The organism is Pantoea nemavictus (assembly GCF_037479095.1).
Taxonomy (GTDB): Bacteria; Pseudomonadota; Gammaproteobacteria; order Enterobacterales; family Enterobacteriaceae; genus Pantoea; species Pantoea nemavictus.
The window spans coordinates 531868-556971 of sequence record NZ_JBBGZW010000002.1 but is presented as its reverse complement, the minus strand read 5'-3'; the positions used below and the strand labels follow the sequence as shown (position 1 = coordinate 556971).

At 50.7% G+C, this 25104-nt stretch carries 26 protein-coding genes and 1 pseudogene; 17 read left to right on the top strand and 10 right to left on the bottom strand.

The window, feature by feature from the left end:
- Positions 1-90 precede the first annotated feature (90 nt).
- Positions 91-969 carry a LysR family transcriptional regulator gene (locus WH298_RS22165; RefSeq protein WP_180824076.1) on the top strand — a complete coding sequence of 293 codons (879 nt, stop codon included), beginning with the start codon at positions 91-93 and terminating at the stop codon, positions 967-969.
- 84 nt (positions 970-1053) lie between these two features.
- Here WH298_RS22165 and WH298_RS22160 read toward each other — a convergent pair whose 3' ends face one another.
- The gene (locus WH298_RS22160; RefSeq protein WP_180824075.1) at positions 1054-2010 is read right to left on the bottom strand and encodes an AraC family transcriptional regulator; all 957 of its coding nucleotides are present in this window, start codon (positions 2008-2010) and stop codon (positions 1054-1056) included.
- Between the two features lie 101 nt (positions 2011-2111).
- Here WH298_RS22160 and WH298_RS22155 point away from each other — a divergent pair, with 101 nt between their 5' ends.
- The 3 genes and pseudogenes from WH298_RS22155 to WH298_RS22150 all read left to right on the top strand — a co-directional run bounded on the left by WH298_RS22155 (position 2112) and on the right by WH298_RS22150 (position 3992).
- Entirely contained in the window at positions 2112-3347 is a 1236-nt protein-coding gene (locus WH298_RS22155) for an MFS transporter (protein ID WP_180824074.1), read from the top strand.
- A gap of 32 nt (positions 3348-3379) precedes the next feature.
- A pseudogene (locus tag WH298_RS23735) lies at positions 3380-3502 on the top strand (ABC transporter six-transmembrane domain-containing protein); the annotation flags it as partial.
- Positions 3503-3581: 79 nt separating this feature from the next.
- Positions 3582-3992, top strand: coding sequence for an ASCH domain-containing protein (locus WH298_RS22150; protein WP_180824073.1), 411 nt, complete (start codon positions 3582-3584; stop codon positions 3990-3992).
- A gap of 244 nt (positions 3993-4236) precedes the next feature.
- Here WH298_RS22150 and WH298_RS22145 read toward each other — a convergent pair whose 3' ends face one another.
- Complete coding sequence (locus WH298_RS22145; RefSeq protein WP_180824072.1) at positions 4237-5130, bottom strand: LysR family transcriptional regulator; 894 nt, start codon at positions 5128-5130, stop codon at positions 4237-4239.
- A 322-nt stretch (positions 5131-5452) separates the two neighbouring features.
- Here WH298_RS22145 and WH298_RS22140 point away from each other — a divergent pair, with 322 nt between their 5' ends.
- Together WH298_RS22140 and WH298_RS22135 are read left to right on the top strand one after the other, a co-directional pair.
- Positions 5453-5911, top strand: a complete 459-nt coding sequence (locus WH298_RS22140; protein WP_180824071.1) for an MFS transporter — start codon at positions 5453-5455, stop codon at positions 5909-5911.
- A 20-nt stretch (positions 5912-5931) separates the two neighbouring features.
- Positions 5932-6648, top strand: a complete 717-nt coding sequence (locus WH298_RS22135; RefSeq protein WP_339541598.1) for an MFS transporter — start codon at positions 5932-5934, stop codon at positions 6646-6648.
- 74 nt (positions 6649-6722) lie between these two features.
- Here WH298_RS22135 and WH298_RS22130 read toward each other — a convergent pair whose 3' ends face one another.
- A complete protein-coding gene (locus tag WH298_RS22130) occupies positions 6723-7595 on the bottom strand; it encodes an arginase family protein (protein ID WP_180824069.1) in 873 nt (290 codons plus the stop codon).
- 961 nt (positions 7596-8556) lie between these two features.
- Between WH298_RS22130 and WH298_RS22125 the strand changes: the two genes are divergently transcribed.
- From WH298_RS22125 to WH298_RS22080, 10 genes are all read left to right on the top strand, one after another.
- Entirely contained in the window at positions 8557-9099 is a 543-nt protein-coding gene (locus WH298_RS22125; protein WP_180824068.1) for a DUF3916 domain-containing protein, read from the top strand.
- Between the two features lie 201 nt (positions 9100-9300).
- A complete protein-coding gene (locus WH298_RS22120) occupies positions 9301-9900 on the top strand; it encodes a LysE family translocator (protein WP_180824067.1) in 600 nt (199 codons plus the stop codon).
- A 188-nt stretch (positions 9901-10088) separates the two neighbouring features.
- The gene (locus tag WH298_RS22115; protein ID WP_180824066.1) at positions 10089-10898 is read left to right on the top strand and encodes a helix-turn-helix transcriptional regulator; all 810 of its coding nucleotides are present in this window, start codon (positions 10089-10091) and stop codon (positions 10896-10898) included.
- 97 nt (positions 10899-10995) lie between these two features.
- Positions 10996-12411 carry an NAD-dependent succinate-semialdehyde dehydrogenase gene (locus tag WH298_RS22110; RefSeq protein ID WP_180824065.1) on the top strand — a complete coding sequence of 472 codons (1416 nt, stop codon included), beginning with the start codon at positions 10996-10998 and terminating at the stop codon, positions 12409-12411.
- Between the two features lie 325 nt (positions 12412-12736).
- Positions 12737-13417, top strand: a complete 681-nt coding sequence (locus WH298_RS22105; protein ID WP_176971830.1) for a type 1 glutamine amidotransferase domain-containing protein — start codon at positions 12737-12739, stop codon at positions 13415-13417.
- Between the two features lie 92 nt (positions 13418-13509).
- Positions 13510-14265 (top strand): alpha/beta hydrolase, encoded by a 756-nt coding sequence (locus WH298_RS22100; protein WP_007885067.1) that lies wholly within the window; start codon positions 13510-13512, stop codon positions 14263-14265.
- A gap of 94 nt (positions 14266-14359) precedes the next feature.
- Positions 14360-14620, top strand: a complete 261-nt coding sequence (bhsA, locus tag WH298_RS22095; RefSeq protein WP_007885066.1) for a multiple stress resistance protein BhsA — start codon at positions 14360-14362, stop codon at positions 14618-14620.
- Between the two features lie 212 nt (positions 14621-14832).
- Positions 14833-15990, top strand: a complete 1158-nt coding sequence (locus WH298_RS22090) for an alkene reductase (protein ID WP_180824064.1) — start codon at positions 14833-14835, stop codon at positions 15988-15990.
- The gene (locus WH298_RS22085; RefSeq protein WP_180824063.1) at positions 15983-16723 is read left to right on the top strand and encodes an SDR family oxidoreductase; all 741 of its coding nucleotides are present in this window, start codon (positions 15983-15985) and stop codon (positions 16721-16723) included. The genes WH298_RS22090 and WH298_RS22085 overlap by 8 nt, the downstream gene beginning before the upstream one ends.
- Before the next feature lie 651 nt (positions 16724-17374).
- Positions 17375-18541 (top strand): glycosyltransferase family 4 protein, encoded by a 1167-nt coding sequence (locus WH298_RS22080; protein ID WP_180824062.1) that lies wholly within the window; start codon positions 17375-17377, stop codon positions 18539-18541.
- A gap of 4 nt (positions 18542-18545) precedes the next feature.
- Here the strand turns inward: WH298_RS22080 and WH298_RS22075 are convergent, their stop codons facing one another.
- The 5 genes from WH298_RS22075 to WH298_RS22055 form a co-directional block, all read right to left on the bottom strand.
- Positions 18546-19361 carry a cytochrome c oxidase assembly protein gene (locus WH298_RS22075; RefSeq protein WP_255438421.1) on the bottom strand — a complete coding sequence of 272 codons (816 nt, stop codon included), beginning with the start codon at positions 19359-19361 and terminating at the stop codon, positions 18546-18548.
- Complete coding sequence (locus tag WH298_RS22070) at positions 19358-19834, bottom strand: DUF2243 domain-containing protein (protein ID WP_180824060.1); 477 nt, start codon at positions 19832-19834, stop codon at positions 19358-19360. Before WH298_RS22070 ends, WH298_RS22075 begins: the two co-directional genes overlap by 4 nt.
- 79 nt (positions 19835-19913) lie before the next feature.
- Positions 19914-20147 (bottom strand): putative cation transport regulator ChaB, encoded by a 234-nt coding sequence (chaB, locus tag WH298_RS22065; protein WP_007885055.1) that lies wholly within the window; start codon positions 20145-20147, stop codon positions 19914-19916.
- Between the two features lie 426 nt (positions 20148-20573).
- The gene (locus tag WH298_RS22060) at positions 20574-21143 is read right to left on the bottom strand and encodes a hypothetical protein (protein WP_180824059.1); all 570 of its coding nucleotides are present in this window, start codon (positions 21141-21143) and stop codon (positions 20574-20576) included.
- A gap of 558 nt (positions 21144-21701) precedes the next feature.
- Complete coding sequence (locus WH298_RS22055) at positions 21702-23114, bottom strand: hypothetical protein (protein WP_180824058.1); 1413 nt, start codon at positions 23112-23114, stop codon at positions 21702-21704.
- A 543-nt stretch (positions 23115-23657) separates the two neighbouring features.
- On the opposite strand from WH298_RS22055, the gene WH298_RS22050 reads away from it, so the two are divergent.
- Positions 23658-23960, top strand: coding sequence for a helix-turn-helix transcriptional regulator (locus WH298_RS22050; protein ID WP_238344506.1), 303 nt, complete (start codon positions 23658-23660; stop codon positions 23958-23960).
- Between the two features lie 135 nt (positions 23961-24095).
- On the opposite strand, the gene WH298_RS22045 is transcribed toward WH298_RS22050, so the two are convergent.
- Together WH298_RS22045 and WH298_RS22040 are read right to left on the bottom strand one after the other, a co-directional pair.
- Complete coding sequence (locus WH298_RS22045) at positions 24096-24488, bottom strand: VOC family protein (protein WP_180824057.1); 393 nt, start codon at positions 24486-24488, stop codon at positions 24096-24098.
- Positions 24489-24504: 16 nt separating this feature from the next.
- Entirely contained in the window at positions 24505-25104 is a 600-nt protein-coding gene (locus WH298_RS22040; RefSeq protein ID WP_238344505.1) for a TetR/AcrR family transcriptional regulator, read from the bottom strand.

Below are 25104 nucleotides of genomic sequence, written 5' to 3'. Positions count from 1 at the left end.
ACCAATAGTTAAGCCGTGTTAATATCATGGTGGGCTTTTTGGCCTACGGAATCCAATAGCGAAACCTGTTAACTTTGAGACGTATTTGATATGGAACTTCGCCATCTGCGTTATTTTGTAGCCGTTGCTGAGACGCTACATTTCACTCGTGCCGCAGCGATGTTGGGCATTTCTCAGCCGCCGCTGAGCCAGCAAATCCAGCGGCTGGAACACGAGATTGGGACACCGTTACTGAAACGTTTGACGCGCGGTGTTGAACTTACCGACGCGGGCAGGGCATTCCTGAATGATGCCGCAGAGATTGTGCAGCTGGCTGACCATGCGCTCGAGAAAGCCCGAGGCATGGCGCGGGGCATAAGCGGGCAGATGTCGCTGGGGTTCGCCAGTTCAGTCGCCTTCGGTGCACCGGTGTTTGATCTTATTCACCGTTTTAAAACACGTTATCCGGCGATGGAGCTCATCACGCGTGAAGAGAACATGGCTTTACTGATGCAGGATTTGCGGGATGGATTGCTCGATGCGGCGTTTATTCGCCTGCCGTGTGAAAGCAGCAAAGCGTTCAACCTGAAGGTTATCGCTACTGAGAGAATGATGGTTGCGTTACCTGTGGGTCATGCATGTAGCCATCTGCACACCATTGCGTTATCACAGCTGGTGGATGAAACATTGATTATGTTTCCGCGTGAAGTCGCTCCCAGCCTCTATGAGCTGATCGTCAGCACGTGTCTGCGTGCGGGGTTCATAACGACACGATTTATTCAGGCGCCACAGATTACATCGTCTCTCGGCATGGTGGGCGCAGGTTGCGGAATCGCGCTGGTGCCACAGTCAATGTGCTGCGTGAACAACCCACACATCACGTTTTGTGAAATAGAGAATAACACTCTGTTCACCGATATCGCTTTTGCCTGGCAACGCAATAATCCCTCCAGGACAGTGATGCATTTGCTCAATTTAATTAATGCGTGAAATCAGGCATTTTATTCAGGTCATAATGATGCCCAATATTAAATATCACTATAAGCGCTGAATAAAAATCCGACCTGAAATGCCTCAGCTCGGAATACGCAGTGTTCCAGGAGACTTGCCTGTCACGCGTTTAAATGCCCGACTGAATGCGGCTTGCGAGGAGTAACCTAAGCGTTGTGATGCAGCGTCGATGGTGATTTTTTCTGACGACAACCAGCGGATAGCCAGTTGCATGCGCACTTCCGTTGCATATCGCAGGGGAGGTATACCGATTGTTGCCTGAAACCTCTCCGCGAATGCGGATCGGGAGATATGCGATTCAGCGGCGAGCTGTGCCACACTCCAATCCCGAGCCGGTTCGCGATGAATGGCCAGAATGGCGCGGGCCAAACGCGGATCACGCAGGGCCGCTGCCAGTCCTGAGCTGTTATCACAACCGTTTTCCACCCAACCCCTGATAAACATCGCGGCAACGACATCGGCCAACCTGGCAAGGATGCCGGCATAGCCCACGCGTCCGGAGCATATCTCGCGTTTCATCGCATCAAGTATATGCATGAGTCCAGGCCAGTGAGTGCCCTGTGCATCGGCAAGCATAATTTCAGGCATCGCCCCTGCTAGCCGCTGCATGCTGCCTAAATTGATCTCCATGCAACCAAAAAACATCACCGCACTGGGCGTCTCTTGGGTGCTGGGACAGCTATCAAGTCCACTCACGTTGTCATCCAGTGGTGCTGTCTCTAAATCATCGATATTCATCACTTCAACGGTGGTTGCCGACAACAGCTGGTGCTCTATGCCGTGTGGAATAAAGACCGCTTCACCCGCTGAAAGCGTAAGACAACGGCCACCTGGGGTTCTAAGCAGCACATCTCCCACGGCAACATAGTGCAAATAAGCGTGACCAGGCCGACTGGCAAAGTTCAAACCAAAGGTATTGCCAGTCTGTATACGCCGATACTGCACGCCATGTAGCCGCAGACCTGCAAGCAGTTCACTGATGAGTTCAGACGAGAGGGCAAAGGGATTGGTCGCGTTCATATTCGGGTTTTGGGTTAAAAACTGAGGGTTTTAGAGCATAGATCATCCACGCCCGTCTGCATAGACTTCGACCTTTAAAGCTATTGAGAAGGAAAACGGGAATGACAAACGAAGTCTGTGTGAATGCGCACGAGGAAGTCTTAGACCGTGATGAGCAAATTCGGCCCGCCTGGCGGGCGGTGTTTTCGTTAACCATGGGCGTATTTGGCTTGCTAACCGCAGAATACTTGCCGGCGAGTTTATTAACGCCCATGGCGCAGAATTTTCAGGTGTCAGAATCACTTACAGGTCAGGCCGTCACGATTACGGCGTTAATTGCGTTATTTGCCGGGTTAATGGTCCCGCGCCTGACGCGTGCGATGAATCGGCGCACCATATTGTTGAGTTTTACGGTGTTGATGATCGTTTCAAATGTGCTGGTGGCGCTATCCACAAGCATCGTTATGTTGCTGGCGATGCGCGTCTTGCTGGGGATCGCTCTCGGTGGATTCTGGAGCATGGCGGCGGCGGTGGCAATGCGACTGGTGCCTGAGAGGTTAGTACCGCGCGCACTGTCGATTATTTTTAGTGGTATCGCGTTAGGCACCGTTGTGGCTGTCCCTCTGGGAAGCTACATTGGCGGCCTTTTTGGCTGGCGTAGTGCCTTTTTTGTCGCCGCTGCAGTCGGGGCAATCACCTTAATTTTTCAGTGGTTCACGCTTCCCGGTATGGCGCCGGTTGTTCGGGGTAAAACAGCATCGGTTTATTCTCTTCTGCAGCGGCCTGGCGTTAGCGTGGGGATGCTGGGCTGCGTGCTGGCACACACCGGGCAGTATGCGCTTTTTACCTACATACGTCCGGCACTTGAAACGCTCGCGCATGTTGGAAGTGAAACACTTGCGCTAATTTTGCTGGGATTTGGACTGGCTAATTTTGTTGGGACGCTAGCGGCAGGATGGTTGATGGAACGAAGCTTACGCCTGACGCTGATCGTGATGCCCACGTTAGTAGGGGCGGCTGCACTCGCTCTGTTAACCCTGCCGGTATCACTGACAGGACTTACTCTGCTGGTTATGTTGTGGGGCTTTGCATTTGGCGGCGTGCCGGTAGCCTGGTCCAGCTGGGTAGCGCGTGCTTTACCCGATGAGGCTGAGAGTGCAGGAGGAATGGTGGTAGCCGCCGTTCAATCCTCAATTGCCATCGGTGCCGCTATTGGGGGACTGGTTTATGGCATAAGCGGCATCACCGGAGTATTCCTCACCGCGGGATGCATAATGCTGGTTGCGGCAATGGTTATTGCCTATCGGGTCAGGGTATCCCCAGTCGTGACCGGTACCGGAAGCCGGTCATTTCACTAAAACCAACGGCAGGTTTACAGGTAAATGCCAGCGGCGGGACCGACGCTGGCCACATTTACTCCGTCATGACCTATATCTGGATGTTCGCGATGAGCCTTGACGATGCGCCACAGTTGCTTGAAAAATATTCGCAGCTTGAAGATATAGGTAAATGAGTGAATACCGATCTTATCTGAAGCGCGGACTGTGAACGCAATATTTAATCAACACGTTATTGCTTAGAAGGATTTTATGATGAGTATAATTGATGACCTGAAGGCGAAATATCTGGGAGCTCAGGCGTGGTCATTTGGAGACAATCCAGATATGGCTAACGAACTTGCAGATTTAGTTAAAAAAGGGATTAAAACCGCATCATGCGGCTCTCTGGTCGCATACCAGGCAGAAGCATCCGCCCCCAAAATAGGGAGTTATCACATTATTCTCAACGGGCAGGGCGATCCGGTCTGCGTCATTAGAATGCTGTCGTTGCGTCTGGTGCCTTTTTCAGACGTTACTGAGGAGTTTGCGCGTAAAGAAGGTGAAGGGGATTTGAGCCTTGAATACTGGAGAGCAGAGCATAAAGCTTTTTTTATCAGAGCAGGTTTTTACTCTGAAGATATGGAGCTTGTTGCAGAAGAATTTGAGGTTGTTGAAGCGCTGTAATCCAACTGAATCTGGCGGCGTGCTTTTTAGAATAAAAATATATGACGCATATAGATTTTGTTAATGTCCGCTATGAGCGAAAAGCAGACATATAGCAAGTCTTACAGCCCGACATTTATGAAGTACCTGCTTAATGATCTAAGATTAACCCCAGAACTTCGATAGCTGGCGCTGAGATAAGAAAAAGAGGGTAACCATGGTAACACTGTCCATTTTTATGGACAATATGTGGCGCTGACAGGCGTTATGTAAGCCGGAACTTTGCTGACAGCCAGTTTATAAAGACCCGAAGTCTGGCACTCTGATGCTGGTTCGGCGGATAAATGACGTGAAACGGAAGTTTTGGATGCCCCCAGTCCGTGAGCAGGGGGACAAGCCGTCCGGCATCAATATCCTGCTGCATAAAGCGGCGGAGATGCTGACCGACGCCAAGCCCGGCCACCATCATTTGTGCAAGACCGTCCCCCTCGTTAACCGAAAAGTGGCTCTCATGGATCTCAACCGACTCATCCCCTTTGGTAAAAATAAGTGGCTCCATCCGGCCTGTAGAAGCAAAGAAATAGCCGACTATTTTATGGCCATTCTTCAGATCAGCAGGTGAGGCTGGGGTGCCGTATTTTTCAAGGTATGACGGTGATGCACAGGTGACATAGTCCAGTTCAAAAATCTTACGCGCTATCATGGACATATCCTGTAGTTTTCCCCCGCGGATGGCACAGTCGACGCCGTCTCCGACAATGCTCACCGTCTTGTCACTCACCCCCAGTGATACAGTCACATCCGGATATTCCTTATGAAACTCCGGTAGCGCAGGGATCAGAAGGCTGTGCGCGAGGGAAACCGGCGCATCAATACGAAGATTTCCACGCGGCTTATTTTTCTTACTTCTGACGGCGTTGTCAGCAGCATCCACTCCGCTTACCAGGCGAGCGGCCTGATGGTAATACTCGAGTCCTTCAGGCGTCACGGCAACAGAGCGGGTTGTGCGATGTATAAGCTTTATGCCGAGATGTTTTTCGAGGTCGGTAATCAACTTGCTGACAGTAGATCGGGGCAGTCCGAGCTGATCGGACGCCCTGATGAAGGAGGACGCTTCCACAACCCGCACGTAAGCGCGCATAGCCAGTAACTGATTCATCCCTTCATCTCCATTCGGTCCGTAAACCATCATTATCCATACTCATGGACAGAGATGACAGTATTGCCCCCTTTTTCCCTGCATTCCAGGCCTTATTGTAAAGGTGGGTTTACCTGTGCTTTGCACCGTCCGGCTTTTGGCACATCGAATTTAGCTACTTGCCGGGACGTTTATTCGCTGATCCTGATAATCCGTTGCATACCGCTGCCGGAATGCTTGTCAGTTCAGCGCAGGAACGTCGTTTATACGAGTGTATAGCCGGATAAATAAACAGCTGTCTGTATCGCTTCGGACACGAGAAAGATAAAGGGGAAACAGAAAAATGCGTTCGCATCACCAAAACTCCGTTGAAACATCGGACAAAAAAGGAGGGCTATGGCTGGGCGTGATTTCACTTGCCCTGGGATCCTTCGCATCCGTTACGACAGAGTTTTTGCCTGTCGGCTTACTGCCTGACGTAGCCAGCACCTTTGGAATTTCTTCCGGACAGGCGGGCCTGATGATGACCCTGCCTGGACTGTTTGCAGCACTTGCCGCGCCGGGGATTATGATGGCCGCAGGCAGGACGGACAGAAAAATCCTGATGTTGGCTCTGACGCTGGTACTTCTCGGCTCCGCCATCCTTTCTTCCTGGGCTCCGTCGTTTACCGTTATGCTGATTGCCCGCGCTATGACTGGGATCAGCCTGGGGGCATTCTGGGCACTTTCGCTGGCCGTAGCCGGAAAACTCGTTAAAAGTGAGGATGCGCCCGGGCTGTTGCGGCGGTCTTTGCCGGCGTGACAACCGCAATGATACTGGGTGTGCCACTCGGGACCTTTATTGGCGGGCTCTTCTCATGGCGTGTGGCCTTTCTCGCCGCCTCAGCGCTGGCGGCGGCTGCACTGGTTATGCAGATGATATTTCTGCCCCGCGTGCCCGCCGGTGAGCGGCTTCGTCCAATCGAGCTGCTCCGCTTCGTGCGGCAGAAACCGGCCCGCAAGACCATCCTGCTTATTGCTCTGCTGTTTGGCACGCATTTCGGGACCTATACCTACCTGGCCCCCATCCTGAGTGAGATTGGAATTAATTCTGCCGTGGTGACCTGGAGCCTGCTTGGCTTTGGAGTTGCAGGCTTCTTTTCTAATTTTGTCGCTTCGGCTTTTGTTGAGAAAAAGCTGCGGACGGCAATGGCGACAGCAACAGTACTTATGTTGTGCGCGGTGGTTTCTCTTGGGCTGACAAACAGCGCTGCCGTGGCTATCGGGGCTGTGCTGGTCTGGGGCGCCGCGTGGGGAGCCATGCCGCTCTGCCTTAATATGGCGAACAGAACGGTCTCGGAAGATAATACCGAGGCCGGCTCAGCCATGTTTACGTTTGTTGCTCAGGCGGCAATTGCCGCAGGCTCGTCGGCGGGAGGGGTTGTAGTGGATATGGCCGGAGTGCCGGCAGATTTCTATGCAGGCGCTGCCCTTATGGCATTCAGCGTGCTCATTCTGTATATGTGGCAGTCGCAGGTGGTTAAAAACGCGCGGCGTTAGGGATATTTCGCGGTAAACGCCGCGGACTACGCTGTTCAATCCAGGTCTGACGGTAATTAACGTCAGACCTTTTTTTATCTTCTTAAAAGAGGCAGGTCGGACAGCATTTCCTTCAGATTCAGGGCATCCCAGGGGAGGTGTTCAGCAATACCGAGGCCAACAACATCGGCTGCCTTTTCAGCCTGCCTGATAACGTCAGCAGCCTCTTTCAGGGTCAATTTTCCTTTAGCTGTGGCATCCCATTTTCCCGGCTCGTCGTCAGGGCGCGCAAACATCACGGCACGAAACTGATGTGCATCCAGCACGTCCAGATCAAAGTGAATAGCAAGATGCGTGATGTTCTCTTTGCGTATCCAGTCAGTGATTTTACTGCTGCCTGTGCGTATCTCATCCGGAGTGCAGGTCTGGATACCGTTATTTTTGATGAAGTCAGCCTCGTAATCTGATGGGCTGTGAATGCCGGCAATCATCACCCGGCTGGCGCTGACAGGGTGAGACACGCGAGCGGTTAATTCTGGATCGCCATTGCCCATGAGCGCTCCAAGAACGTGCGCATGTGCATTTTCATATTGAGCGGGCGTCATGACATCAGGATGCGTATCAACCCACAGAATGCCAAGTCGTTCCCCCCAGCGGTTGCTGAGCCAGGCAAAAGGCTCAAGATCAATCAGACAGTCACCGCCGAGTACTGCGATACGGTCGGGGCTATGTTTACGGATAAGTGCCGACGCGTTATCCAGATCGCTCATCAGATGATGACGCCCCCGGATTCCATTTTCGTTCTCTGTACTGGTGTCGGGAGCCGTAACGGCAACCCTTTCGGTTGGCATGAACGTTTCGGGGGCGAGCCAGGCAAGCATCTCTGCGCCAAAATGATACTCGGGCATATTTCCCCCCGTCCAGAGCGGAAATATAAGTCGCAGGCCTTTATCCTCTGTGTTGGTCATGATTGCTCCTTGATGGTCTGATGAGTTACGGAACGGACAGCAAGCGTCGAGGGGATCGTCAAACCGATGCTGGCCTCTGGCCGAACCATTGAAACGTATTTCGTTCCGCTCAGGATAGTCGGGCGCTGATGAAGAACAAGATGCGTTGTGTGACATCTCCATCCACGAAAGTGGACAATGTACCCAGACATTACCGGTGAAGAGTGACTGTCAGATTTATTAAGGGGAAAGCAGGCAACTTGTATCAGTTACCTGCCTTTTCAGGATAATGAGCATACAACGCTGCATATCAGTTTGCTCCGGGAATATGTATGGTTAGCTAAATATTTAATCACAAGCGTTATATCGTATTTTCATGGCACGCCCGATCAGCAAGTATAAAGTGACGACTGACTTACAAATAGCAGTAGCTATCCGTAATAAATGACCTTCTCCTCATAATTAATTAAATGCAGACTCACCAGCGTCTGCTTCGGGCACAAAGCGGACGCTAAGTATTGTCTGCTTTGAGCGATCAGTGGATATGACTAAAAGCATGCTGTGAGAATTAATAGGGAGCAGGTCAATCTTAGCGTGTTATGTTAAGCAAAATAGTAGTGAAAATCTAAACAGGATGTCATTCCAGTGAATGTAAACAGTTGCCAGACTTGCGGCCAACCAATGAGCGACACACCAGAAACTATGAATTTTGACTGTGGCAGCGATTGTTTATGTTGCATGGCTTACCATGGTGATCCAGACGCAATTGAGGTTGTAGAAAGACTTACTGGCGAAAAAGTTAATGTCTGGGGAAGCTTATATTGTTCAAGTAAGGTTGAAGGGCAGTCATGAGCGAGGAGCATGCATTCTTGTGCAAAGCAGGAAGTTTGATTACAGTGGAACCATTGATTGGAAACTAAATCGAAAGAATAGTAATTATTCATCATAACTATGCTAATTAAAAAAGCAGGAAGTTAAATATATGAGCAGGCGTTTATGCAGGGATAATCGTACAAAAATACGAAACATTCCTCGTCGTATTAAATCACTCAACCGTTGGGCCAAAACCTTTCTCAATCCAGATCGCGCAGTTTTTTCAATGAGCGAGCACTACTGGAATTACAAGATTCCAGTAGAAATCAATCTTATACAAGGAAAATACAGCAAACAGAAAACTAAGGCAGAGTGTGCACAAGCCATGATTAATGCTTGTTCTAACTTGATACTCGCCACAGCAGATTTTGGTAATACGCCTCGAATTACTGCCGTAATTTGCCTTCCGGATATGTTTACCAGTGAAGTATGTTTATTTCGTTCTGAAGAATACTTTCAAAGCTTCATCACAGAAGGTAGCTCTGAAAATGGCTCATCAGTACTACTCAAAGAACGTAGTCTCGCCAGGGAATGGGGGCTGACTCTCCCGGATGGTTTGCAGGAATTAGGTATTACACTTGATTACTATGGTGGTGATGACCCGGATGACTGGTTTTCAGGCGAACGCTGGTATTACGGGCAGTTACAGTGACCTATGCTATATATTAATCATCATAGGTGACGTTTCATGTCTCCAGTCACGTCTCCTTTGGCGCAAAGTGGCCTAACTTATGGGGCAATGATCGCGATGAGCGAACCTATAAGCCACTCAGTAAACACCTCATAGATTTATTCTTTAATTCTGCAGCTCAAAGTAGCGGTTGAGCGAGATGTCGCATACTCTTATAAGCTTATGGATATTAATCTTCTGGGCTTTATGCCAGCACTACTACCTGTTGCACTTTCTCCGGGCGCAAGCTTCACACTCGTTATGGGTAGCGCTCTGGCAGGTGGGCGCAAAGGTCTTTACAAAACCCTCGTCGGTACAGCATTAGGTATCTACACCCATGCGCTTCTTATCGGATTAGGTATAACCGCAGTTATTGTGTCATCGCCAGCAATTTATAGTGTGCTTAAAATTGCAGGAACCTTATATCTCCTTTGGTTGGGATGTATGCTCATCTTGAGTGGTTTTAATGCACAGCACCATCAGTCAAAAAAAATGTATTCAGTTACGATAAGGGAAGCCTGGTTAGCTAATGTTTTAAATCCCAAAGCAATTATTTTTTATTTGACGGTGGTTTCTCATTTTGCGGGAAAGTTTGGAGGGGTGGAAAATTACTTGACCTTAGCTTCTGTCCATATAGCGATAATGGGTTTATGGCTTATTATCCTCAGTCATGCACTGGTCTTCTCAACAAAAAAAATCAATCCACTGTTGCTGAAAAAATATATAAACATTGCTGGAGGGATGTTACTCATCATTTTTTCATTGCATAGCTTTATACATTAATTCTTTAAGCCAATATCTCACTTCGTCTTAACCAATTATTAAGCTCTGACGCTAATTACCCACGTTCGCTATTGGTACGAAGCGGAAGTTATCTCATGGCGACTAAAAATTTAAGGAAACCCTTTTTTTCTGTTAACTGCTGATATAAAAATAGCTGTCGAAACATTCTTATTCAGGGGCTTAGCATCATGGTCAAAAAGACCACTCAGGAGCAGCGTCGCGAGCTGGGTGCATTTCTTCTCAGTCGCCGGGCTAGATTGGACCCAGAAGAGTTCGGCATGCCAAAGGGCACCCGCCGCACGCCGGGATTACGCCGTGAAGAAGTAGCAATGCTGGCTGGTGTGAGCGTCAGCTGGTACACCTGGCTGGAACAGGGCCGTGAAATCAAGCCTTCCTCTGAAGCGCTGCAGCGTATTGCAAAGGTGCTCAGACTTAACCGCGTAGAGTCATCGCATCTTTTTGCCCTTTCACCGCGTGAGGAGCCGGAACCGCGTCAGGTGGATATGGGTGTCAGCGATGGGCTCGACATGCTGGTTCGCGCCATCAATCCAATCCCTGCATACGTGCGCAATGCGCGTCTGGATATTCTCGCGTGGAATGACGCCATCGCCGACCTTTTCATTGATTACAGTTCATTGCAGCCGCATGAACGAAATACACTGCGCCTGCTGTTTCTCTACCAGCCTTATCGGACGCTGATTCTGGACTGGGAGCAGATGGCGCGCGGAATGATTTCCGTATTCCGTGCATCGCGGGCGCGGGCGCAGAATAAAGCGCATTTCGACGCCCTGATCGATGAACTGAGCGAGCAGTCACCTGAATTTCGGGAGTGGTGGCAGGATACCGACGTGCTGGGCATGAGTGAGGGGAATAAAAGGCTGGCACATCCCACCTCAGGACACATTGAATTCACCTATGTCGCTCTGACGCCAGAGGGCAGGCCCGATCTTTCACTGGTAACCTACATTCCCAGACATGTTGCCAGTGACCATCAGTAATAGGATAACAACACGCCTTCCTGAGATTTTTGGGCGCACTTAAGATGGATTTCAGGCAGCACAATCATGCTGCACCCATCACTCAGGAGGCTTCAAAATGACATCTCAATCTGCTAATCCAGTTTCATCTGACATCACCTTTGCGGTATCACGCAATCCGGCGACCGATGAATTCATTGCTAATTATGCCTACCAGACCACAGAAGAAGTGGAAGCGCTGCTAGAACAGAATGCGGCCGCGTTTCGCCTGTGGCGCGCCACCCCTTTACGCGAACGAGTTACGGCTTACCGCCGTCTGTCGCAGATTCTGCGCGAACGCACTGATTTACTGGCCGGGTTGATCACCGCTGAGATGGGCAAAACCTTCTCAGCAGCCCGCGCGGAAGTCGAGAAATGCGCGGCCACTTTAGACTGGATTGCAGACAACGGCCCATCAGTGCTGGCTGACGAACCGGTGTCCGTCGATAACGGCGACCAGGTTTATGTCTCCTATTTACCGGTGGGATCAATCCTGGCGGTGATGCCGTGGAACTTCCCGCTGTGGCAGGTTATCCGCGCATCCGGCCCCATCATGCTCTCCGGCAACGGCTTTATTCTCAAGCATGCTCCCAACGTCATGGGATCGGCCTATGCCCTGCAGGATGCTTATGAAAGCGCAGGTTTTCCTGCTGGCCTGTTTACCAACCTGGTGACGGACAATGATACGGTGGCGCGCGTCATTGAAGATGACCGTGTCGCCGCAGTAACCCTGACGGGAAGCATGCGAGCAGGATCTGCCGTAGCGGCTATTGCGGGCAGAGCGCTGAAAAAGAGTCTGCTTGAGCTGGGCGGTTCAGATGCTTTTATTGTTCTTGCTGATGCGGATATCGATCAGGCAGTGCGTGCCGCCGTTGAAGCCCGCTTCCAGAACGCAGGTCAGGTCTGCCTGGCGGCAAAACGGTTTATCCTGGAAGCGCCCATTGCGGAGGCGTTTACGCAAAAATTTATCGCTGCGGTTAGCCAGCTGAAAGTGGGTGATCCGATGGATCCTCAGACCCGCGTTGGCCCAATGGCCAGAAAGGATCTGCGCGATGAGCTTCATCATCAGGTTGAGCGTACGCTGGAAGCCGGGGCAACGCTCCTGCTGGGCGGACACAAACTGGAAGGAAGCGGTAATTTCTACGCGCCTACGGTGCTGGGTAACGTGGTACCAGGTATGGCCGCTTTTGACGAGGAAACCTTTGGTCCCGTTGCGGCTATCACGGTTGCGGATAATGCTGAGCACGCCATTGAACTGGCAAACACCAGCGACTACGGTCTGGGTGGTAACCTCTGGACGGCGGATATTCAGCGTGGACAGCGGATGGCCCGGCGTCTGGAAACGGGCGGCGTGTTCATTAACGGTTTTTCTGCCACAAATGCCCGCATTCCTGTCGGTGGCGTGAAAAAAAGTGGTTACGGCCGTGAGCTGTCCCACTTCGGGTTGCGCGAATTCACGAATGCGCAGGCTGTCTGGGCAAAAGAGCTGGACTGAGTCTGCGACAATGACGTTTCTTCTGTAAAACCGGCTTGCGCAATGGTTTGATGTCACTGTGAAAATATCGAAGCCGTTCTAAGTCATAATTGTTTTAAAAAGAATTCTGAACATGACATACAATCTTTGTAGACGACCGGTCTAATTGATGTTAGTTTGGTTTCACGGCAACTGTCAGGGCAAACGAGGTTGCTTAAAATCGTTGGCAATTGCATAGCCATCAGGTTTAAGCAAAGCAACCGTCAGCACCAAGGCAGGAAATGCAGCAAGTTAATAGACGACTGGTCTAATTGAATATCACTTATCGACATACTGGAGAATGACAATGAAAGTTTTAATGGTACTGACCTCACACGACACGCTGGGCAACACCGGCCGTAAAACCGGCTTCTGGCTCGAAGAGCTGGCCGCTCCTTACTACGCCTTTAAGGACGCCGGTGCGGAAATCGTGCTGGCCTCACCGAAGGGGGGTAACCCACCACTGGATCCAAAAAGCAATGAGCCGGACTTCCAGACCGAGCTTACGCACCGCTTTGAAGCCGATACTGACGCCATGGCGCAGCTGGCGACCACCGTCCGCCTCGACAGTGTGTCTCAGGCCGATTTCGACACCGTGTTTTATCCGGGTGGCCACGGTCCGCTGTGGGACCTGGCGGAAGATAAGGATTCCATCGCGCTGATTGAATCTTTCTTTGCCGCTTCAAAAAACGTGGCGTTCGTCTGCCATGCACCTGGCGTACTGCGTCACGTGAAAACGCCGGAAGGCAGACCGCTGGTCGAAGGACGCAAGGTCACCGGCTTCACGAACACTGAAGAAGAGGCGGTAGGCCTGACCCACGTGGTGCCATTCCTGGTCGAGGATGAGCTGATTGCGAAGGGCGGTATTTATTCCAAAGGCGCGGACTGGAGCTCATATGTGGTCACGGATGGTCTTTTGATCACCGGTCAGAACCCGACCTCATCAGCAGCAACCGCAGCGCAGCTGATCAAACAGCTGGCACAGTGATATGACTCCGGCCGGCTGCGGGGGATTGCCCAGCAACTCTCTCAGCACCCGGTACAGCAAACTCAACCTGTTTATGAAAGAGAGATAAAAAAATGTTCAAAAAAACTGTCGCTTCAGCCGCTTTAAGCCTGGTTCTGTCTGTCTATGCTCAGTCATCGCTGGCCGAGCCGGTTAAAAATATCGTTCTGGTCCACGGGGCTTTCGTTGATGGCTCCGGCTGGAACCCGATCGCCCGCATTCTGCATAAAGAGGGCTACAAGGTGTCGATTGTTCAGGAGCCGCAAACCTCCCTGGCAGACGACGTGGCCGCAACAAAACGCGTACTGAAAATGCAGAGCGGCAAAACGCTGCTGGTCGGACACAGCTACGGCGGCATGATTATCAGCGATGCGGGTAATGACCCGTCGGTAGCAGGGCTGGTCTACATTGCGGCGATGCAGCCGGAAAAAGGGGATTCTCTGCTGAGCCTGGCAAAAAAATACCCGCCCGCCGCGCATTCGATTGCTGAAACGGACGATCATTTCCTCTATCTGAAACCTGAGTCGTTCCACGCGGACTTTGCCGCCGATCTGCCGGAAAAAGAGACCGCGCTGCTGGCACAGTCTCAGGTCATGCCCGCGGTGGCGGCCTTCAGTGCGACAGCTGGCGAACCGGCGTGGAAGCATAAGCCGAGCTGGGCTGTGGTAGCGACGGAAGACCGCGCCATCAACCCGCAGCTGGAACGTTTTATGGCCGAGCGTGCCGGCAGCAAGGTGACCGAACTGAAGGGTAACCACGCAATCTATGCCTCACAGCCCGGTAAGATTGCTGCCGTGATTGAAAAGGCAGCACAGAGTTTGTCGCACTAAATGTTCGTAACTTAACGCCGGAGCCACTAAGCGGTCCCGGCCAAAAAATTCTCTCTACTACTCAAATCACTTTACTGACTGAAAGGAAAATATCATGAAAATCATGACTAAAGCTGTTGCACTGTTCGCCATCTCTACCGCTTCATTACCTGCATTTGCCGCTAATCAGGTTCAGGATCAACCTGCTGGCGAGCAACGTATCGGCGTTATCTCAGCCTCGGCTGCCGGAAGCAATCTGAGTGAACTGATAAACCGACTCGATGCGAAAGCGACAGCCGAAGGTGCCGGATCCTATCGCGTGGTTTCTGCCGGCGGTCGCAATTATCTTTACGGCACGGCGGAAATTTACAAGTAAGCATGAGGTATCAGTGTTGGAATCTAGCGGGTGGGCTATATCACCTGAGCTGAAAATCTTCATCACGGGGAAATTTCCGGATGTATTTACTAGTCGACTGATCTCATTGTTGGTTGATTGAAGAGATGAAAATAGCCGATCGGCCTAGGGTTACGTTATTACTAGTCGACCGGTCTAATGTGATTTTTTTGCAGAGATACTGGAGAATAGAAATGCAACATGAAGCGCTGTTTCATCCGATAAACCTCGGTCCCTATACCCTGAAAAACCGGATTGTATTCCCTCCACTGACGCGCCAGCGCAGCGGCCAGCCTGGCGATCTGCCAACCGGCCTGATGGCAGAATATTATCAGCAACGTGCCGGCGCGGGCTTTATGGTCAGCGAAGGAACTCAGATTGAACCGCGCGGTCAGGGTTATGCCTGGACACCGGGCATTTACAGCGAAGCGCAGATTGAGGGATGGCAAAAAGTCACGGATGCCGTGCACGCCAGCGGAGGTGTGATATTCGCCCAGCTCTGGCACGTTGGCCGCGTTTCCCATACGTCACTGCAGCCTGAAAATGGCGCACCGCTGGCACCGTCGGCCATTCAGGCTGAAAAAGTTAAGGCATTTATTGAAACTGGGCCAGGGACCGGAACTCTCGTTTCACCCTCCGCGCCGCGTGAACTGGGAATCGCGGACATTCAGGAATTGGTTGAGCTTTACGTTCAGGCTGCCAGAAACGCGATTCGTGCCGGCTTTGATGGTGTGGAAATCCATGCGGCCAACGGCTACCTGGTGAACCAGTTTATTTCTGAACATGCCAATCATCGTCAGGATGCTTACGGCGGCTCACTCGAAAACCGTCTGCGGTTCCTGCGTGAAATTGTGCAAGCTGTCAGCGCGGCTGTCGGTGCCAATCGCCTCGGTGTGCGATTCACCCCATTATTTACCAGTACCGACGAAGATCGCGTTTATATCGGTCTGGTGGAGAGCGATCCGCATACGACCTACGTGGAAGCGGTGAAAGTCCTCGAAAGCGCAGGCGTTGCCTACGTTTCAATTGCTGAAGCGGACTGGGACAACGCACCGGATATGCCAGAGGCCTTCCGACGTGAGATACGCCGTGTGTTCAGTGGTCGCATCATTTATGCCGGACGTTACACGGCAGAGCGTGCAGAAAAAATGATCCGCAGCAATTATGCCGATCTGATTGCGTTTGGCAGACCCTTTGTGGCGAACCCTGACTTACCGGCACGGATTGCCAACGGCTGGCCGCTTAACGCGCTAAATGCCGCCCGTCTCTACGGTGGTTCTGAGGAAGGTTTTACTGATTATCCAGTTTACCCACCCGCAACGTCAGCAATGAAGGAGAATACCCATGAATAACGGTATCGAAGGCAAAGTCATTCTTATCACCGGTGGTAATTCGGGTATTGGTGCTGAAGTTGCTCGACTGCTGGCGATGCGGGGCGCAAAAATCGCCGTTGCGGCACGTAGACAGTCAAAAACGGATCAGGTTGTACAGGAGATTACCGACGGCGGTCATGTCGCCCGCGGTTATCAGCTGGATGTTATCGATAAGCACCAGTTTGAAGCCGTCGTCGCAGAGGTGGTCAGCGATTTTGGCCAGCTGGACGTGCTGATTAATAACGCGGGTCTGATGCCGATCCGCCCTATGTCTGAAGTGAATACTGACGAATGGGATGCCATGATCGACGTCAACCTGAAAGGGACACTTTATGGTATCGCCGCTGCGCTGCCGCGCTTTCAGGCTCAGGAGAGTGGACATATCATTAACCTGAGTTCAGTGGCGGGCATCAAAGTCTTTGCGCCTGGAGGCACGGTGTACTCCGGAACGAAATTTGCGGTCAGAGCCATATCGGATGGTCTGCGTCAGGAGATAGGCGGCAACATCCGCGTCACCTGTATTGAACCCGGTGCGGTGGAGAGTGATTTAAAATACGCCACAACCGGCACGGCCGCCGAAAATGTTCTGGCGTTCTACAAACAGGCTATCCCTGCCTCATCGGTAGCGCGGGCCATTGCGTTTGCGATTGAACAGCCTGCGGATGTAGACATTAATGAAATCGTGCTTCGCCCGACTCGTCAGGAGTTCTAACCGCTTCACGATGGCTGCCGCTGCAGCTAACTGTTCAGCCGGCCCAGCATCTGGGCCGCAGCGTCAGGAGATAAGCTGTCAGGATACCTGACAGAGTATTTTTGCCATCAGGTACAGAAACATTGGCATATCCCTGCTGAAGGAGAAATCGGGGTTTATCGCCTTGCGGGCAATCAGTCCGTCAATACCCTTCCTGGTCCAATCATTACCACATGCCTGGCCTTCCAGCCCGTAGCACCGAGGGCACTCGTAATCTAAATAGCAGCATTAGATTTGGGTGCTCCGGCCGATCCGGGTTTTCAGGCATTAATGGCAGTCGATATAGCCACCTGAATTTTAAATTTTCGGTGGTACTTTCTCTCCCGAAGTTTTCCGGAATGTCAGTAAATGCCTGCAGTTACACGCCTTTCTCTGGTGGGCCCGCGCATAATTAAGCATATCGGAATGTCAGCCAGCGCCATTTATGTGCAGCCCTGCACCTGACTCCGCGCACCTTCTCGAAACAGCGTGGAGGGGCCTTGGACGTCTTGTTCATTACTCAACGCCACGTCCGCTTTTAAAACGCGCAAGCACTTGCACGTCCTTACAAACTCAATGGTTGTTGATTAATTCTGAAACTGATTTTTTTCACACTCGCCAGCAGGGGGAAGGATGAAGATTATCGTGGGGGGGAAGGGCTACCCGGAAAAGAGAAACATCATCACTGACCCTTCACATCGCTATCTGGATTACCGGTCCAGAAACATCTGGACCTGGATCAACGTCATACGGCAGCGCTTGCTGCACCAAAATAAACTCTTTATTTTCCGCCCGCTGCCCCTGATGTCTTCAGTTGATGCGGACATTATCCACCTTTTTAACGAAGTCTCTTCGGGCCCTGGCGACTGGGTAGCGACCTTTGAAACCGAACTGCCTCGTGTTCTGCCCGTCGGTGGAATAGTGAAATTTGACAACCCCGAGCTGGCGCGCGAACTCCGGTATGTTTGCTCTTCGCGCTGCAAAGGCATCATCGCTATCTCAGAAGCCACACGGCAAATCCAGCTGCGGCTGCTGGAGCATTTCCCCAGAGAGCAGGCCATCATCGGGCCTAAACTGCACGTACTGCACCCCCCGCAGCCGGTGATACAGGAAAAAAACGCTACGGTTCAGGAAGGTCCGCTGACTTTTATCTTCGTGGGTAAGGAGTTCTATCGCAAGGGAGGGGCAGAAGTTGTTCTGGCCGTTAGCCAGCTGTTAAGGGAAAACATGATAAGCATGAACGACGTGCGCGTAAATATGGTGGGGGATCCTGGCAGGACGCATAACGTGGCCCACCAGGAATTTCAGGACGATGCCGCTTTTCGGGCAAGCATAGAGAACACGCTACGTGAATGCCCGATATTCCGGCACCATACATCGCTCAGCAACGACGCGGTGCTGGAGATGATTAAGACCTCTGACGTTGGGCTTCTTCCCACCTGGCAGGAGACCTACGGTTTTTCCGTTCTGGAAATGCAGGCCTGCGGCTGCCCGGTGATTACGACTAACGTCAGAGCCTTGCCGGAAATCAATCCGGAAAATGCCGGCTGGCTTATCCGCTGCCCCCTGAACAGTATGTCGGAGCTGACGGTAGGAGCGCTCAGCGACAAAACGGTATTGAGAAGCGCCATCGTTAGTCAGCTGAAAGCCCACATTTTGCAGATCATCAGCGACAGAAAAGCCGTTAAAGATCGTTCTAAACAGTCTGTCGCGCGCATCCGTCGGGAGCACGATCCGGTGGTGTTCAGAGAGCGACTCAGTGCGATATATAGGGATTTTGACCCAGAAAAAAAGAAATAAAACGTCACTCTTCTTTGCGCGCACGCGCAACTCTGGTTGCCATGAAATCAGGCAATACACTGCGCTGCCTGAACCAGGCTGCAAAGAAACCTGTCACCAGCAAGAGTTCAGCCAGATCACCGCCGTAGTACATCCATTGTGCCGCAGACTGTACCTCATTCAGGCTGCCAGACATCCCCTGTGGATATCCGTATCCGTACATCAATTTGCCAAGAACAGCATGCGCCGCTGTTGCCAGAAAAACGACCACCAGTCGCAAACTTCTTGAGGGACGATGAGGTGCCGGATCGGGCCCGGCAATGGACCAGGTAAACAAATAGCCAGACAGAACAAAATGCAGATGCATTAGTACAAATAAAACTGGATGGGACATGCTCAGACTAAATAAAGGCGTGAGGTAAAGCAGATACATTCCGCCGATATCCAGAATGGCTGCGGTGACGGGATGAATAAGCAGTCTGATCGGTGGCAACCGCATAATATTCATGAACCGGTGTGCACCCGATTTCGTCAGACTTAGGATTAGCAGCGTGCCGGGTGCACCGAACACTAATCCGAGCGGGCCAAACATCCCCAGCAACAGATGCTGAAACATATGACCGCGCAGATCATGATGTGCCCAGGGCGCGACCGGCGGCAGCACGGCTATCACAATAAGCATGATGCCCGCAGTGAAACTCGCCATGCGCCAGCCGCTCCATCCTGATGCCTCACGCCTGCGAAAGGCGGCTATGGCATAGAGGCATAGCAGACACAGTGGGAAGAGGGTAAGCAACAAGACCAGCACAGAGGAACCCGGGGGTGGGCCATGATGGATCATCTCCTCCAAGGGGCACCCTCCGTTCTTCGTGCACGTCGGTACAGAAGCCAGCCAGCTAACAGCATCAGCAGTCCCGCGCCATTCCACACCAGGTCGTAGGTCAACAAATCATCCACATACCGTATCTGATGAAGTCTGAGTAGCTTGTGGTCGACAATGCCGTCGAAAATCTGAAAACCTCCCAGACCCGTACAGAAACCGGACCATGCAGACAGTCTGCACAGGCTCTGGTCACGGATGAGGTTAAGCATCATGAAGGCGCCCGCTACAAAGGCGATGAGTTCGGCAGAATGTAGTAACCCATCGGAAAATAGACCATAGGCGGGAGTGCCCCAGTCAAAGAAGTGATGCCAGGCCAGCAGCTGATGAAATATGATCTCATCCACTGATGCCATCACGCCAATACCCAGCGGAACGGCAGAGAGGAAAGAACGTTTAAGGTCGCGATATTGAGTCCGGTTGGTTAATGACAAATCAGTCTCCATGAAGGGGGGGCTTTACAGGTGAACTCAGGCTGGGTTGTACCAGCCTTGCATGGAACCGAGGGCCTGCTCAGGATTTCTTTTTATGCCATTTATCGTCGCTGCCTTTTTCGTACGTATGCTTGACCGCAGCCCAGGCCACTTTATGTGACACTTCTTCCCGCGAGCTGTCATCCTTACGGTCTTTTTTATCTTTATACTCATCCCACGCGCTGTTAAAAGCAGCAAGGTAAATATCCTGCGCATGTGCAGGAAGAACATGTCTGACGCTATCTGGCAGGGAGTTTCGGGATTTATAGGGCATCTATGGCTTCCTCTGATTAGAGACTTAAGCCTGGTTCACTTGTGAAAATTTTCAAAGTCCACGTATGCGATTGAGGTCAATGTGTGGGGCTTGGTTTCCGGAGCTGAGGGAGTTTGATCATCCGGCACGTAACAATCATAGCTGTTCAAAGAGTAATGCTGATGATGCACCGATATGAGCAATAACTAAAAATTCACTGCGTTTTAGTCTGCTGACCCTATGGTTTGCTTCCAGTCAATAATGAGCGACATGTGCATATAATTAGTTCTGCTCATTCTTATTAATAAATATCTGCAGATTGAACAAACCTGCCATATCGGGCTTAATGTCCGCTGTGAGCGAGAAGCAGACGTTGGCTATCATTCATTTTCACAGACACAGAAAAATGGCGACCTTAGCGATTGTAATATATTCAGATTATTTCATTTACATATAAATGAATTCGTATTTAACGATGTAGGTCCCAATTTTATTAACACGAGCTGATACCCATACTCCTGTCATTCCTTGCTTACGGTGGCTGCGTAGAAATTCTTTATTTGTACAAAGCTGTATCCATCTTGCGGTGTTCTGATCTTTTAACCAGATCCCTGCTTCACAATGCCCATGCTTGCCCCTCGATGGTCCTGGGAAGACAACCTCATATTCAGATTTATAGCCAATTATTTTGTCTGGGAAGAGATAAACATAGACATCGTAACAGTTTAAGCTCAATACAAATCCCAGGCAAAAACCGCCAAAGAATGCATTACAAAGATACTTTATTGTTTTGTTAAAAGTGCGAAGATAAAAAGCGTGAATAAAAGAGAAGCTTCCAATCAATACGCCAAAAGAAATGTACGTTGTCCATTCAGGCACCGATTTTCTTAAAATGGTATTATGGGAGATACTTGATGCCCACAACATATACCAGAACCATCCGCCCATAATGATGCATACCACGGCTGTAATGGACCATTTTTTATACTTACTTTCGAAATAATAACTTTTATTCATGATTATATTTTTTTATCTAACAGAAGATGATAACAGTCTTACCGTGCACGGCTATTTTAACTTATAAATTAACTGTATCTACATAATTTTTTAACGTCCGCTCCTGGCAAAGAACAGTCGAGTCAGTTGGCTGGAAAGTCTGCTTTGTGCGGAATGCCGAAGTTCCTCACGCCTTAAAGACTCTGCAGTAGCCGGAAATATGAACTAGCTCGTCTGGAATCGGGTTGGTTCATCTAATTTATATAAAAGTAAGTAATTCTTTTATTCATCATGATGGCTGGCAATTCCGCCTTAAAATAAGGTCCTCTGCGGACACCTTTCTTTCATTAGAAGGTTCCCGTTTGGACGCTACAGAGACATTCCATGCATAGCTGTGGGACGGGTTATATTTTGAAATTGCCGCTCGTCACATTATTGATAAGGGCACACCCAGCGAGATAAATCATTGAAAATAATAGAATAAAAACCCCAGGCAAGCTGTTCGTTGCCTGATTCCATTCACAGAAATTAAAGGGATATGGCAGGCACAAAGCGTTAATCAGCTTGCCTGCCTGCTAATTAACGGATCACACTGACATTTTCCAGTTTCACCGGGGTTTCAGGCTTATCACCGACCTGCATAGCGATTGGAACGAAGATATTAAGCTCCTGGATCCAGGCGAGTTTGTCACTGCTGGACACTTGTCCCTCATTGGTTGCACTGCACTCAACTAACAGATATTTCCCGCCGAACACCGGCGAAAGGGTATTTGCATCGCCCTCGTTTGTCACTTCACATCGTAATGTGGAAGCCGTGACTTTCTTATCGGCGTCAATACTTTCCCACTGCGCCTGATAACGTTGCCCTGTGACTAGCGGGAAGCGCAGATCCGTCTGTAATTTATTGAGCAACGATGCCCCAGAGCTAATGGACATGGTGTATTTAAGTTGTAGCAGATTGGCCAGCGTTACCCGTTGCACCGTCCAGATACCGTAATCTTCCAGCTTGCGTACGTAACCATCGGGTTGCGCATCCAACTGCACGGCGACCTTAGCGAGCGCGCTGACTTCGGTATAACGAACCTGTTTGAAGCGTGGAAGCGCCCAGGGTTTAATCAATGACTGAGCCTGATGCTCAATGGCAGCAGTAAGAGGATATTTTTTCAGCCACTGCGGATTATTATTGCTCAGGTCGGGCATTGATGGTCCCATCACCGTTGACGCCCGCTTATTCGCGGCAGGCACAAAATGCCCTTCGGCAGTAAATTGTTTCCCGGAGGGTAAATCGCAGAACTCCCCGAAGCGCTGCGTCATCTGAGAGGTGATTTCAAAGCTACTTTGGCGGCGAACAATGTCAGCCGTTATGAGTGAGTCCGTCACGCGCCCCTCGCTGTCAAAGTTCATCGCTGTAACAGCCTTACCCTGATGGGTCTTGCAGTTGTATATGTAGTGTTCAATCTTCAATACCAGCGGCGCGTCGTAAGGCGGCTCCCAGACGATATCTGCCATGTCATACCCCATGCGCACGGATAAGTTGTCGCCAGTGCGCTGAATGCTATTCACATCGACCAGATTGGTGATGCCAACCTCTGACGTGGCGGATAACTTTTCCCACCTGACCTCTTTTATGGGGAGCTGACAAACCGTACGGATATCCTCCGGTGTCATTTGCTTATCATCCTGTGCCGGTGCATATCGCAGATAGCTGTTGCCGTATGAGCGCGTGGAGGTATAGCCCTGGTCATTCAATAAATCCATGTACAGAAGCTGTGCCTTCCCCTGTTTACAGTCAACAGAACGCCATTGCTGAGCTGTCTTTCCGTTGCTGAAGTTAAGAGACACCATATAATTCACACGATCGTGAATTCTGACTATGGATAAGGGATTCGTACCGCCGCCTGTCAATGTGGGCTTTTCAGCAGCCTGAGAGAAAGCAAGAGGGAAGAGCGACAGAAAAATAAGCGGGCGAACTTCAGGTCGAACGAAGTACATACATGTTCCTTCATATATTGACTGAGGACTAATGGTATCGGCAACAGGGGGGAAATTATTAGTCTGACTTGATATGACCAAAAATATCATTGGTATGAGAGGTTACTTTCAGCCGATTTAGGCGGATGGCTGCCAATAAGCAGTAGAGCGACTCCCAGCCCATTAAATCTCATATCCACATCTACCGTGGAGTTCATGACTTGGTTGAACTAACCATCTGACTATTCATATGGATGTAAAATACTTAATATGTGTGGGCGTTGCTTGACCTGCTCCCCGATGATTGACACCGACTGTTGTTAGCTACTTCCGCTTTTGGCACAGAGCGGACGATCAAACAAGCTGATACGTTGTTCAACAAAGACATCACATCGCCGATGAACCAGTACCATTCTACTGCTTAACTTCAATCCCTTACCGCCCTAACTCATATTCTGAAAGGCCCACACGGCTGGATGCTGAGGGATATTGCTTCACCGGGAACCATGCTGGCGCGGATAGGTAATGCGATTCGCTGGATAAGACATAATTGCTGATGAATTTATGGTTGAATCACTGGCCGGCCAGGAAGCCATGAGCGTATCGGCCTTTCTTCGTCATTCTAAGTCCGTGACAAACATGAGTCCGGTTCAGTATCAGAAACGCGTCCGCCTTCATCATGCCAGAACCAAATTACTGGCGCGTCAGCAGAGCGTTACGTCTGTAGCCATGGAGGTGGGCTATCGCAGCGTGCCCCAGTTTATTCGTGAGTACGCCCGTTTCTTTGGTCGCTCTCCTTTAAAAGACGCTGCAAGTCTCCGGAACGAGGCTAATGGTGCAGAAAGCCCGTTGAATCACCACGATTAATGCGGCAGAAAATTTACTGTTGTAACGGGGCAATAACTCATGTTTCGATGTTTTATTTAGTGACTGGCAGGCAGGCAAACCCAACAGGCAGTAACTCAGACGTGCTTCAATCTCACAACGCGACGGCAGTCTTACTTATCCTTCCTGACAAACGACTTCGATGTTATTACCGTCAGGATCCAGGACATAAGCGGCGTAGTATTGAGAGTGGTAATGGTTGCGAATTCCCGGCTCGCCATTGTCTCTGCCGCCTGCCTGTAGAGCGGCACGCCAGAATTCGTCGACTGTGGCCCGTTCACTGGTAGCAAAAGCCAGATGTGTTGAGGCGCCTGTTAGATCTTTATCATGAAGCCAGAGCCTCGGGTATCCCTCCGGGCCCAGCCCGTGCCGGGTGCCGCCTGTTAACGTCCGCTCCGGAGACACGGAAATAATCAGGCTGAACCCCAGAGGAGCGAGCGCTGCTTCAAAAAACTTAAGCGATACCTGTGCATTTTTTACAGCAATTTCAACATGGTCGATAACAGACATAACTTTTATCTCCTGGTTAAACATTTTTTGGCGTCATGAGAGCGCTGAATGTCTGTCCGGCCAGCTGAGCCACGGCAGTTAACCTGGCTTTTGACAGTCCCGTTACTGCGGCTGCAGAAAAGCCCCGTAGCGTCGTCACGACATAATCAGAAAGCTCGCGGTCCCGTGCAGGTTCATACTGCCGGATATAACTTCTTATGAACTGAATCCCTGCCTCACCATAGCGACTTGCCAGATCCCGGGCCTGTGGATCATCGGCACGCATACCTTCAGCCACAAGACAGCCTCGCTGAACATGAGATCGGGCGTATAAGCGTGCAGCAGTTATAAAAAGATCTGCCACCGCCTCATTCAGCGGCCTGCCCGGAGTCAGAATTTTGTCAGCCGGCAGGTTTCCTTCTGCCACATAGAGATCAAGGCAGCGTTCAAACAGCCCTGCTTTACTACCGTAAGCGGCGTAAAGGCTGGGAGGATTTATATTCAGCGTCTTTGTCAGTTCCGTAATACCGACAGCATCATAACCACGCTGATGAAACAGCGCTTTAGCCGTCTGCACGCCGGACTCTCTGTCAAATGCCCGCCTGGGTGCTTTTATTGTTTTTTCGGTATCGTTCAT

Bases quoted from the DNA above. Each gene is read 5' to 3' on its own strand.
- WH298_RS22165 (WP_180824076.1), top strand. From the start codon at position 91: ATGGAACTTCGCCATCTGCGTTATTTTGTAGCCGTTGCTGAGACGCTA.
- WH298_RS22160 (WP_180824075.1), bottom strand. From the start codon at position 2,010: ATGAACGCGACCAATCCCTTTGCCCTCTCGTCTGAACTCATCAGTGAA.
- WH298_RS22155 (WP_180824074.1), top strand. From the start codon at position 2,112: ATGACAAACGAAGTCTGTGTGAATGCGCACGAGGAAGTCTTAGACCGT.
- WH298_RS22150 (WP_180824073.1), top strand. From the start codon at position 3,582: ATGAGTATAATTGATGACCTGAAGGCGAAATATCTGGGAGCTCAGGCG.
- WH298_RS22145 (WP_180824072.1), bottom strand. From the start codon at position 5,130: ATGAATCAGTTACTGGCTATGCGCGCTTACGTGCGGGTTGTGGAAGCG.
- WH298_RS22140 (WP_180824071.1), top strand. From the start codon at position 5,453: ATGCGTTCGCATCACCAAAACTCCGTTGAAACATCGGACAAAAAAGGA.
- WH298_RS22130 (WP_180824069.1), bottom strand. From the start codon at position 7,595: ATGACCAACACAGAGGATAAAGGCCTGCGACTTATATTTCCGCTCTGG.
- WH298_RS22125 (WP_180824068.1), top strand. From the start codon at position 8,557: ATGAGCAGGCGTTTATGCAGGGATAATCGTACAAAAATACGAAACATT.
- WH298_RS22120 (WP_180824067.1), top strand. From the start codon at position 9,301: ATGGATATTAATCTTCTGGGCTTTATGCCAGCACTACTACCTGTTGCA.
- WH298_RS22115 (WP_180824066.1), top strand. From the start codon at position 10,089: ATGGTCAAAAAGACCACTCAGGAGCAGCGTCGCGAGCTGGGTGCATTT.
- WH298_RS22110 (WP_180824065.1), top strand. From the start codon at position 10,996: ATGACATCTCAATCTGCTAATCCAGTTTCATCTGACATCACCTTTGCG.
- WH298_RS22105 (WP_176971830.1), top strand. From the start codon at position 12,737: ATGAAAGTTTTAATGGTACTGACCTCACACGACACGCTGGGCAACACC.
- WH298_RS22100 (WP_007885067.1), top strand. From the start codon at position 13,510: ATGTTCAAAAAAACTGTCGCTTCAGCCGCTTTAAGCCTGGTTCTGTCT.
- bhsA (WP_007885066.1), top strand. From the start codon at position 14,360: ATGAAAATCATGACTAAAGCTGTTGCACTGTTCGCCATCTCTACCGCT.
- WH298_RS22090 (WP_180824064.1), top strand. From the start codon at position 14,833: ATGCAACATGAAGCGCTGTTTCATCCGATAAACCTCGGTCCCTATACC.
- WH298_RS22085 (WP_180824063.1), top strand. From the start codon at position 15,983: ATGAATAACGGTATCGAAGGCAAAGTCATTCTTATCACCGGTGGTAAT.
- WH298_RS22080 (WP_180824062.1), top strand. From the start codon at position 17,375: ATGAAGATTATCGTGGGGGGGAAGGGCTACCCGGAAAAGAGAAACATC.
- WH298_RS22075 (WP_255438421.1), bottom strand. From the start codon at position 19,361: ATGATCCATCATGGCCCACCCCCGGGTTCCTCTGTGCTGGTCTTGTTG.
- chaB (WP_007885055.1), bottom strand. From the start codon at position 20,147: ATGCCCTATAAATCCCGAAACTCCCTGCCAGATAGCGTCAGACATGTT.
- WH298_RS22060 (WP_180824059.1), bottom strand. From the start codon at position 21,143: ATGAATAAAAGTTATTATTTCGAAAGTAAGTATAAAAAATGGTCCATT.
- WH298_RS22055 (WP_180824058.1), bottom strand. From the start codon at position 23,114: ATGTACTTCGTTCGACCTGAAGTTCGCCCGCTTATTTTTCTGTCGCTC.
- WH298_RS22050 (WP_238344506.1), top strand. From the start codon at position 23,658: ATGGTTGAATCACTGGCCGGCCAGGAAGCCATGAGCGTATCGGCCTTT.
- WH298_RS22045 (WP_180824057.1), bottom strand. From the start codon at position 24,488: ATGTCTGTTATCGACCATGTTGAAATTGCTGTAAAAAATGCACAGGTA.
- WH298_RS22040 (WP_238344505.1), bottom strand. From the start codon at position 25,104: ATGAACGATACCGAAAAAACAATAAAAGCACCCAGGCGGGCATTTGAC.